This is a genomic window from Luteitalea sp. (assembly GCF_044337415.1).
GTDB lineage: Bacteria > Acidobacteriota > Vicinamibacteria > Vicinamibacterales > Vicinamibacteraceae > Luteitalea.
Genome location: NZ_JBIINP010000161.1, coordinates 1 through 9,805, shown reverse-complemented (window position 1 = coordinate 9,805; position 9,805 = coordinate 1). Strand labels below are relative to the sequence as shown.

Here is a 9,805-nt window from a genome sequence, read left to right as displayed (position 1 = left end):
TCCGCGTAGGTTCCGGATCCTGCTGGCCGACGACCATCCGATCCTGGCCGACTCGCTGCGCATGGTGCTGTCGCAGCACTACGACGTGGTCGGCAGCGTCGGCGACGGCCACGCGCTCCTGAAGGCCGCCGAGGAACTCGAGCCCGACATCATCGTCTCCGACATCGCGATGCCCGGCCTCAACGGGCTCGACGCGGCGACACGCCTGCGCCAGAAGCTGCCACGCGTGCGGATCCTGTTCCTCACCATGACCCTCGACCAGGACGTCGCCGCGGAGGCCATCAGGCGCGGCGCGGATGCCTATGTGGTCAAGTCGGCCTCGGTGGCCGAGTTGTTCGAGGCGATCGGGCAGGTGCTCGACGGACGCCCCTACATCACGCCGGCGATCACCGAGGAACCGGCCGGCGTGTTCATCGAACGCGCGCAGAAGGCCGGCCGCACGTCGCTGACGGTGCGCCAGCGCGAGGTGCTGCAGCTGCTGGCCGAGGGCCGATCGATGAAGGAGGCGGCGGCGGTGCTCGACCTGACGCCCCGGACGATCGCCTTCCACAAGTACACGATGATGGAGCAGCTCGGCGTGAAGACCACGGCCGCCCTCATCCAGCACGCGGTCACCCTCGGCCTCGTCGTGCCCGGCAGCCGGGCCTAGCAGGGCGCTGGAGAAGCCAGCAACCTGAATGCAGCGTTCGAATTTCAGAATGGACGAGCGGCGACTCCCTTGAAGATCGTCGTGTTCTTCATTCAGAACTCCGAATTCTGAACTGCAGGGCGGAGTTGTTCAGCGCCCTGCTGGGTCGCGCCTGTCAGTTCTGACAGTTCAGCACGCGGGGTGCTGCCCCGTAGGCTCCCGTCATCGCTGCCTCGCCGTGCCGCGCCCGTGATCGACGGGCGTGCGCCTGACGGGCCGCCACGTGGTGTCCGCAGGCGGGCCACGCGCCACACCGCCGAGGAGCCCCATGCCAGCGCCCCCGATTCGTGTCGTCGTCGCCGATGACCACCCGGAGCTGCGTGAGTCGCTGCGCACGCTGCTGGCACCGACCTTCGACGTGGTGGCCGCGGTGGCGGACGGGCCATCGCTGGTGCAGGTCGCGATCGATCTGCACCCGGACCTGATCGTCAGCGACATCTCGATGCCGGGCCTTTCCGGCCTCGACGCTGCGGCGCAGGTGAAGGCGCGCCTGCCGGGCGTGCGTCTGGTGTTCTTCACCATCGACGAGGACCGCGACACGGTGGCCGAGGCGCTGCGGCGCGGTGCCGATGCCTACGTCGTGAAGAGCGCCGGCGTCGGCGCGCTGATCGAGGCGATGCACGACGTGATGACCGGCACTCGTCGCGTCAGCTGGTGCTGACCCATCTCGATGCCCTGTCAGTTGTGACAGTGGTCGAGGCGGCGCCCGATGCCTATCGTCGGCGCATGGGTATGTGCTCCTGCACGGCGGAATACGGCAAGGAAAGGATGCAGCAGATGACCAGCAGGATCAGGTGGGCGGTCGCCGCCCTGGCAGTCGTGGCGGGCCTCGGCGCCGCGCGCGTGGAGGCACAGCCGGCGGCCGTGTCAGGGGGTGGGTGGGAGGTCTCGATCGCACCGCTCTACCTGTGGGCGTCGGAACTCGACGGCGCGATGACCGTGGGGCCGCGCAACGTGCCGATCTTCATGGACTTCGGCACGGCGGTGAAGAACCTGTCGGCCACCTTCACCTTCGACGCCGAGGTGCGCAAGGGCCGCTGGGGTGCGTTTGCCGACCTCGGGTTCGTGCGCCTCGGCACCGACACCGAGTACGACGTGATCCGCCCGGGCCGGCTGACGGCGAAGGGCCGCGTCGAGCTCGACAACCTGATCTTCGAGACCGGCGGGGCCGCGTGGCTCACGCGCGACTTCGCGGTGATCGGCGGCGTGCGGACGTACACCTTCTCGCCCAACGTGACGCTGGGCGTCGCCGACATCGACCTGCGCGAAGTCGAGATCAGCAAGACCAACGTCGACGCCATCGCCGGCGTCACCTGGCGCCCGAAGCTCTCGCCCCGCCTGACCCTGCTGACGCGGGCCGACATGGGCGCAGGTCAGTCCGACTTCACCTGGAGCGGTCTGGTGGCCGTGGAGTACCACGTGAAGCCCGCGTTCGGCCTGCTGGTCGGCTACAAGGGCCTCGGCATCGACACCGGCGACCCGCGCGGCCTGGCCGCCGCCGGTGGCCTGTCGGTGCCGACGACCTACGACGTCACCCACTACGGTCCCGTGTTCGCGGGGACGTTCCACTGGGGCCGCTGACGGCCCGATCTCCCGAGGAATCGCACATGCGTACGCTTTCGTCGCTCGCCCTGGCCGCGCTCGTCACACTGGCCGCCACGGCCCCCTTCGCACGGGCACAGAACGCCGAGAAGCTGCAGATTTCCGCCTTCGCCGTCAGCATGGGCACGACGGCCACCGGCGCCACCGCGGTGGTCGACATGCAGATCACCAACTGGTCGACGGCGGCGGAACGCTCGCGTCTCATCGCCACGATGATGGAGAAGGGCCCCGACGCGACACTGCGCCAGCTGCAGGAGCTCCCGGTGAAGGGGCGCTTCCGCCTGCCGGCACTCACGGGCCCCGACCCCGCGCAACTCCGCCTCGGGCACGACCTCCGCTATGCCTTCCAGACGCCACTCGAGGATGGCGGCCGCCGCATCGTGGTCATCACGGACCGCTACATCGGCGTCAGCGAGGCCAGGAACCAGGCGCGCACGATCGACTATCCCTTCACGCTCATCGAACTCCGCGTCGACGCCCGGGGGCAGGGCACCGGCAAGATGTCGGTGGCCACGAAGATCACCTTCGACAAGAAGGACCAGAGGATCGAGCTCGAGAACTGGTCGAGCGAGCCCGTGCGCCTCAACGAGGTGAAGGTCTCGCCGAAGAAGTAGGGCGCCTCCTCCCCCATGCCGACGATGTCGCCCCGGGTCCGGGCCGGGCTGTGTGTGTGGGCGTGCCTGCTGGCAGGCGCGTCGCGCGCGTCCGCACAGTCGGACTCCCAGCTCTGGGGCGACCTCTCGATCGAGTGGGTCAAGCCGAGTGGCGTGACGTGGGGCCTGGCCGTCGAGCCCAAGGTGCTGCTCTCGGCGCCCCCGGGCGAACCGGGCTGGTGGAACGTCGACGTCACCCCGTCGCTCGAGTACGCGGCCACCAGTTGGCTCGATGTGGTGGGTGAACTGGCCACAGGCTACACCCGGCAGACCGACGACGTGCGGTCCGCGGAGGTCAGCCCGCGCGCCGGCGTCCGCGTGCACCTGTTCTCGCGTGGGCTGCCGCCCCTGTTGCCCGGTCGCGAGCGGTCACCGGCCCGGCGCCTCGTGGTGCGCGACCTGCTGCGCGTGGAACAGCGCAACCTGTTCTACGACGGCTCAGACGAGGAGTCGTCGTCGACGGTCCGCTTCCGCAATCGGGTGGAGGTGCTCCTGCCGATCAATCGCGCGAGGCTGACCGAGGACGGGGCCGTGTACGCCTCGGCGGACTGGGAGGCCTTCGTGCCGCTCGGCGACCCCGACGAGCGCTTCGCCAATCGCCACCGCATCCGCACGGGCGCGGGCTGGCGGCGGAGCGCCGAGTGGCGGGGCGAGTTGCTGTACGTCTGGACGCGATCGCGCAACTCGTTCCAGGACGATTTCGAGACCAGCGACCACTCGGTGGTCATCCGCCTCAAGCGAGTGTTCTGACCATGCGACACTACCGCGCCTTCCTGCTCTGCCTGACGCTTGCCGTGATGTCGCTGGCGCCCGCCGCCGGCCAGCCGCCGACCACGCGCCAGGCGACCGCGACCGCGCCGCCGACGCCGGTGCTCACGCGCGAGGAGATGGAACGCTTCCTCCACGAGGCCGACCTGGTGAAGGTACGGGGCGCCCGCAAGGGCATCACCGGCACGCAGCAGGCGACGCTGAGCGATGGCACGCGGACGCACGACGTCAGCATCCAGTCGGTGAACGAGTCGCGGTCGAACGTGCAGATGGCGCACGGCTTCGAGATGAACTTCCGCGACTACTGGGGCTACAACGTGGCCGCGGCGAAGCTGGCCGTGATGCTCGAGCTGCCGATGGTGCCGCCGTCGATCGAGCGTCGCTTCCGCGGCGACGATGCCGCCTACACGTGGTGGGTCGACGACGTGCTGATGGACGAGCTGCAGCGCCGCAAGCACGGTCGCACACCGCCGAACGCGCCGGCCTGGAATGCCCAGCAGGCGATGATGCGCGTGTTCGACGAACTCATCGCCAACACCGACCGCAACCAGGGCAACATGCTCATCGACACGGGCTGGCGGCTCTGGCTCATCGATCACTCGCGCGCCTTCCGCACCAACCGGACGCTGCGCAATCCGCGGACGCTGCTTCATTGCGACCACGCCGTGTTCGAGCGGATGCAGGCCCTCACCAAGGCCGACCTCCAGGCGGAGATGAAGGGCTACCTCACCGGCTTCGAGATCGACGCACTGCTGAAGCGTCGCGACCTGATCGTGGCGCGCTTGCGCGCCCTCGGCCCCAACGCCCTGTTCGACCTGCCGGCCATCCGTCGCCGCGCCGCCCGCGCCCCGCGCCCACCCGCCGCGGCACCGCAGGCCCCTGCCGCCCCCTCCCCGACACGCTGACGCACGGGCTGCCGACTGCCGCCAGAGTAGACTCGCCTCATGGGGTGGCTGCGTCGCATGGCCGGCATGTTCGTGAGCGCCGTAGCGCTCGGCAGCGCCGCCCTGCCGGTGGCCGCACAACCGGCGCCGCAGGCGTCGAGCACCGGCGTGCTGCGCGTGACGGTCACGCTCGGCATCGACGGTGCGTCCACGCCGATCCGCCGGCACGCCCTGCTGGCCAGCGACATGCCGCCGAGCCGCGCGCCGTGGCGCTTCGTGACCGGCGGCGACGGCGCCGGCAAGGTCACGTTGCCGGCCGGCACGTACACGGTCGAGTCCGAGGAACCCATCGCCTTCTCCGGGCGCACCTACGAGTGGCGGCAGGAGGTGACGATCACCGCCGGACAGGACACGGTCCTGACCCTCACGGACGCCAATGCCGAGATCGGGGAGCGGTCGCCCGACACCACGGCCCCGGGCGCCACGCGCGCGCTCGACGCGTGGGATCTGCTGCTGCGCTGGCAGGACAGCGTGGTGCGGGTGTGGACGCCCACCAGGCCGGCCTCGGGCGTGATCGTCGCCCCTGGGCTCGTCGCGACCGCGCAGCGCGTGGTCGGCACCGCGTCGACCGTCGAACTCCAGGTGTCGACGACCGTCAAGGTGGCGGCCCGGGTCGTCGCCAGCGACGCGACGCGCGAGGTCGCGATCCTCGCCATCACGCCCGGTCTTCTCGGTACGCGGCCGGCGCTGTCACTCGGCTGCGACGCGGCGCCGGTCGCGCTGGAGCGCGGGGATCGGGTCTCGGCGCTGAGCCTGCCCGTGCGCGGACAGCCCAACACCGCCACCGGCACGGTACGACGGGTCAGGACGGGGCCGCTGCTGGCCGAGTTCGACTACGCACTCGGCAGCGTCGGGGGCCCGGTGTTCTCGGCAGACGGCGCCCTGCTGGGCCTCACTTCCCTGGCCGAGGGCGGCGAGGAGGACGCGAGCATCGAGACGCCGATCGTGCCGCGCACGGCCGTGTGCGAGGCCGTGACCGCTGCTCGCGCCGCCAACACCGAGCCCACGAGCGAGCCCCTGCCCGTCGAGCCCGACACCTACGTGACCGAAGGCGACCTCGCGAAGGCCATCGAGAAGAAGCGTGGCGGCCTCTCCCCGTACCAGGTGTCGTCGGCGGGTTTCGATGTCTCGGTGGTGACGCCGCTGGCGGCGCGCGGCGGCACGCCCGGCACGCTCGACTTCGGGCAATGGTCGGCGTACGTCGCGTCGTACCCGTCCGTCCTGCTGCTGCGCGCCACGCCGAGGCAGGTCGAGAGCCTGTGGCTCAAGGTGGCGCGGGGCGCGGCGATGACCCAGGGCATCGCCCTGCCACCCATCACGCACTTCGCGCCGGGGTTCGCGCGCATGCGCGTGCTGTGCGGCACGCGCGAGGTGCCGCCTGTCCACCCGTTCGTGATCGAGCGGCGGATCTCGGAGACCGACGCGATTCGGGAAGGCCTGTACGTGTTCACGCCCGAGGCCCTCGGGCCGCACTGCGGGACGGTGACGATCGAGCTCTGGTCCGAGAAGGCGCCCGACAAGCGCGAGACCGTGACGCTCGACACGCCACGGCTCACGCAGATCTGGGACGACATGGCGGCGTTCCGCGCCGCAGCGCCGACCGGCGACCGGTAGTCGCGCCCCCCGCGGGCGTCAGCGGCCCTTCAACGCATCGCGCAGCTTGTCGGCCAGCGAGCCGAGCCCGCCGGCCGGCGCGGCCGTGGCGCGCGCGAGCGCCTCGGACTCGTCGGCGGCGTCGGCCGCGAGGCTGGCGGTGGTCGTGCCCTCGGGCACGAGCGACACGCCGATGCGCTTCTTGTCGGGCTCGATGGCGAGGACCTGGAAGCTGCCGGCCTGTCCGGCCTGCACGGTCCGCCGCCAGGCCCCGCGCTGCCCCGGCGGGAAGGTCGAGGCGTGCGCCAGCGCCTCGACGCCCGGCGCGATCTCGACGAACGCACCGAACTCGGCCAGGCGCGTGATGCGCCCCGGCACCACCTGGCCCACCGCGAAGGTGCTGGCCACGGTCGTCCAGGGGTCCTCCAGCAACTGCTTCAGGCCGAGCGAGATCTTGCCGGAGGCCTCGTCGAGCCGGAGCACCTTGACGGTGATCTCGTCGCCCGCCTTGATGCCGGCCTGCGAGGCGTCGGCGATGCGCGACCACCCCATCTCCGACACGTGCAGCAGGCCCTGCACACCGCCGCCCAGGTCCACGAAGGCCCCGAAGTCGCGGACCGAGGCCACGCGCCCCGTGAGCACGGCGCCGACGACGATCGTCTTGCGCACTTCCTCGGCCTGCGCCGCCTGCTCCTCCTCGAGGATGGCGCGGCGCGACACGACGATGCTGCGGCCCTCCTCGCGGTACTCCGTGATGCGGAAGGCGTACGCCTGCCCGACGTGCACCTCGGGGTTCTCGGTGCGAATGACGTCGATCTGCGAGAACGGGCAGAAGGCGCGGCTGCGGGCCACCTTCACCTCGTAGCCGCCCTTGATCACGCCCTGCACGGTGCCCTCGACCGGCAGGCGCGCGTGGAACGCCTCGGCGACCTCCTTGTCGGTGGAGGCCTTGCGGGCCAGCTTGCGCGACAGCGTGATGCCGCCCACGGTGTTGATGACCACGGCCGTGATGCGATCGCCGACCGCCACCTCGAGGGTGCCCTCGTCGTCCTTCAACTCGGCGGCGGGGACGACGGCCTCGCTCTTGCCGCCGATGTCCACGAGCGCGACCTCATCGCCGATGCCGACAATGGTGCCCTCGATCGACTGGCCCTTCGTGAAGCGGCTGGCCCGCTGCGACGCCTCGAACAGGGCCGCGAAATCTTCTTCCGGATGGAAATCTTCGGGTTCGGACATACGAACCATCAGACTAACGCACAAGGGGTGGGGACCGGGGACCGGGGACCGGGTACGGGGTACCGGGTGCCGGGTACGGGGTACCGGGTAGCGGGCGAGTCGCCTGCAGCCCGTGGCCGTCCCGTCCTGTAGGATGGCGCACGTGCCCACGTCCCTCGCCGACCCGCCGTCGACCGACGCGGCGCTCGCGCCTCCGCTGAAGTGGGCCGGCGGCAAGCGCTGGCAGGTGCCGGTCCTGCAGCCGCTGTGGGCGCCGCACCGCCATCGGCGGCTCGTGGAGCCGTTCTGCGGCGGGCTGGCCGTGCCGTTGGGCCTCCGCCCGTCGCGCGCCCTCCTGAACGACCTGAACCCGCACCTGATCAACTTCTACCGCTGGCTGCAGCGGGGCCTGCAGATTGCCATCCCGCTGGCCAATGACCGGGCCCTGTACGACACCCACCGGACGCGCTTCAACGCGTTGCTGGCCGCTGGCGACGACGACACGGCCGAGGCCGCCTCGCTCTTCTACTTCCTGAACCGGACCGGGTACAACGGCCTGTGTCGCTTCAACCGACGCAACCAGTTCAACGTGCCGTTCGGCCGTTACCGCTCGATTCCGTACGTCACCGACTTTGCCGGCTACCGTGACGTGCTCGGCGCGTGGCGCTTCACCACGGAGGAGTTCGACGCGATTGCGCTCGAGCCGGACGACTTCGTCTACGCGGACCCGCCGTACGACGTCGAGTTCAGGCAGTACGCGCCGCGCGGGTTCTCGTGGACCGATCAGGTGCGGACGGCCGAGTTCCTCGCCGCGCATCCGGGACCGGTGATCCTCGCCAACCAGGCCACGCCGCGCATCCTCGATCTGTACCGGGGGCTCGGGTACGACCTGCAGGTGCTGGACGCCCCGCGACGGATCAGCTGCAACGGCAACCGCACGCCGGCACGCGAGGTGCTGGCCACCCGACACCTCTGATTTCGGCATCGCGGCGGGCCGTCCCCAGCCGCATTGTCAGGATTCGGATGCCGGCCCCGTCATCGCGCGCCGCAACGCGTCGTACTCGTCGGGCGTGTCGACGTCGAGGAGCACACCCGCGTCGTCGACGGGAACGTCGAGCACGCGCCCTCGCGCGGCGAGCGCCCGAACCACCGAACGGCCGCCCACGGCAGGATCGGCCTGGTCGAGTTGGTGGACGGCCTCCCGGCGCCAGATCACGGGGTGCCCGTGGCTGGCGCCGATGACGGGCCGGACCACGAGTGCTGACGAATGTCGCGCCTGGGCGATGAGGTGGCGCACGGTGTCGGCCTGCACGGCAGGGACGTCCACCAGCGTGACGAGGACCCATTCGGCGCCGGGAACAGCCAGTCCCCACCGGAGTCCGAGCTGCAGTGAGGACAACTGCCCCGCATCGTGGTCGGCGTTGTAGACGACGGCGACGTCGGTGTCGGCGAATAACGGGGCGATCTGGTCATGGTGGGCCCCGGTGACGATGGCGAGCGGCGACAGCCCGGCATCGCGTAATGTGCTTGTCACGTGTCGACCGAGCGACACAGTTTCGCCCGGCCAGCGCAGCAGGGCCTTGGGCCAGCCCATCCGTAAGGAACGGCCTCCCGCCAGGACGATTCCTGGCATAGGAGGGAACTGCTCCTGCACCTTTTGCGTCCTACTCATATCGTCAAGGCTGTCAGAGGGTGAAAACCCTCGTGCGGGCGGGTCGCCATGGGGCCCGACAGGGAAGAGCCACCGTAGCCTGCATCTGCTGCCTCAGACACGCCGGGGGAAATCGGCCATGGTGCGTACGGGACGCACCAGACTCCCGGCCAGCCAATCCTCGCACGGCGCCCACCGCTCGCGCGAGGCCGTCTCCCGCACGATGCGGGGCACGGGACATCGGAGGTCACGGTATGCCGTCGGGAACAATTGCTCGCCTGCTCATCGACAAGGGCTTCGGCTTCATTCGCGATGAAACGGGTGTTGAACACTTCTTCCACCGCAGCGCCGTTCGCGGCGCCGTGTTCGAGTTGCTGCGTGAAGGCCAGCGCGTCGAATTCAATGCCGAGGATTCCGGCAAGGGTCCCCGCGCCGGGGATGTCCGCCTGCTCGACGCCTAGCGTCGTCGTGCTCGCCTGAACACGAAGGGCCGGCATTCCCTCGGGAGTGCCGGCCCTTTCTCGTGCTCGAGTCGAATGGCGGAAGCCCCTGGGAGTCGAACCCAGCCGCCCCGCATGGCGGGACACCACCGGTTTTGAAGACCGGGAGGGCCACCGGGCCCCGTTGGCTTCCATGTGAACACTGAACAAGGGACAAGGGACAGGTACGCCAGTCACAAGGGGTGCGAGGG

Annotated in this window: 11 protein-coding genes and 1 tRNA gene; 9 read left to right on the top strand and 3 right to left on the bottom strand. The window is 70.3% G+C overall.

All coding sequences use genetic code 11. The features are described 5' to 3' along the window. The 7 genes from ACIRDX_RS17505 to ACIRDX_RS17475 all read left to right on the top strand — a co-directional run. A partial coding sequence (locus ACIRDX_RS17505; RefSeq protein WP_396626727.1) for a response regulator occupies positions 1–649 on the top strand: 649 nt, incomplete at its 5' end. Between the two features lie 307 nt (positions 650–956). Beyond that, the gene (locus ACIRDX_RS17500) at positions 957–1,349 is read left to right on the top strand and encodes a response regulator transcription factor (protein WP_396626726.1); all 393 of its coding nucleotides are present in this window, start codon (positions 957–959) and stop codon (positions 1,347–1,349) included. A gap of 116 nt (positions 1,350–1,465) precedes the next feature. Then, a complete protein-coding gene (locus ACIRDX_RS17495; protein ID WP_396626725.1) occupies positions 1,466–2,269 on the top strand; it encodes a hypothetical protein in 804 nt (267 codons plus the stop codon). Positions 2,270–2,295: 26 nt separating this feature from the next. Further along, complete coding sequence (locus ACIRDX_RS17490) at positions 2,296–2,904, top strand: hypothetical protein (protein WP_396626724.1); 609 nt, start codon at positions 2,296–2,298, stop codon at positions 2,902–2,904. 24 nt (positions 2,905–2,928) lie between these two features. Next, positions 2,929–3,693: a DUF2490 domain-containing protein gene (locus ACIRDX_RS17485; RefSeq protein ID WP_396626723.1), complete on the top strand. Its 765-nt coding sequence runs from the start codon at positions 2,929–2,931 to the stop codon at positions 3,691–3,693. A 2-nt stretch (positions 3,694–3,695) separates the two neighbouring features. Next, the gene (locus ACIRDX_RS17480) at positions 3,696–4,616 is read left to right on the top strand and encodes a hypothetical protein (protein WP_396626722.1); all 921 of its coding nucleotides are present in this window, start codon (positions 3,696–3,698) and stop codon (positions 4,614–4,616) included. A 39-nt stretch (positions 4,617–4,655) separates the two neighbouring features. After that, a complete protein-coding gene (locus ACIRDX_RS17475) occupies positions 4,656–6,269 on the top strand; it encodes a trypsin-like peptidase domain-containing protein (RefSeq protein WP_396626721.1) in 1,614 nt (537 codons plus the stop codon). 18 nt (positions 6,270–6,287) lie between these two features. Here ACIRDX_RS17475 and ACIRDX_RS17470 read toward each other — a convergent pair whose 3' ends face one another. Continuing rightward, the gene (locus ACIRDX_RS17470) at positions 6,288–7,484 is read right to left on the bottom strand and encodes a 30S ribosomal protein S1 (RefSeq protein WP_396626720.1); all 1,197 of its coding nucleotides are present in this window, start codon (positions 7,482–7,484) and stop codon (positions 6,288–6,290) included. Positions 7,485–7,626: 142 nt separating this feature from the next. Here ACIRDX_RS17470 and ACIRDX_RS17465 point away from each other — a divergent pair, with 142 nt between their 5' ends. Next, entirely contained in the window at positions 7,627–8,439 is an 813-nt protein-coding gene (locus tag ACIRDX_RS17465; protein WP_396626719.1) for a DNA adenine methylase, read from the top strand. Between the two features lie 36 nt (positions 8,440–8,475). Here ACIRDX_RS17465 and ACIRDX_RS17460 read toward each other — a convergent pair whose 3' ends face one another. Continuing rightward, complete coding sequence (locus ACIRDX_RS17460) at positions 8,476–9,096, bottom strand: NTP transferase domain-containing protein (protein WP_396626718.1); 621 nt, start codon at positions 9,094–9,096, stop codon at positions 8,476–8,478. 272 nt (positions 9,097–9,368) lie between these two features. Between ACIRDX_RS17460 and ACIRDX_RS17455 the strand changes: the two genes are divergently transcribed. Continuing rightward, positions 9,369–9,575, top strand: coding sequence for a cold-shock protein (locus ACIRDX_RS17455; RefSeq protein WP_110173977.1), 207 nt, complete (start codon positions 9,369–9,371; stop codon positions 9,573–9,575). A 76-nt stretch (positions 9,576–9,651) separates the two neighbouring features. On the opposite strand, the gene ACIRDX_RS17450 is transcribed toward ACIRDX_RS17455, so the two are convergent. Continuing rightward, positions 9,652–9,747: transfer RNA gene (locus ACIRDX_RS17450), tRNA-Sec, on the bottom strand. Between the last annotated feature and the right edge of the window lie 58 nt (positions 9,748–9,805).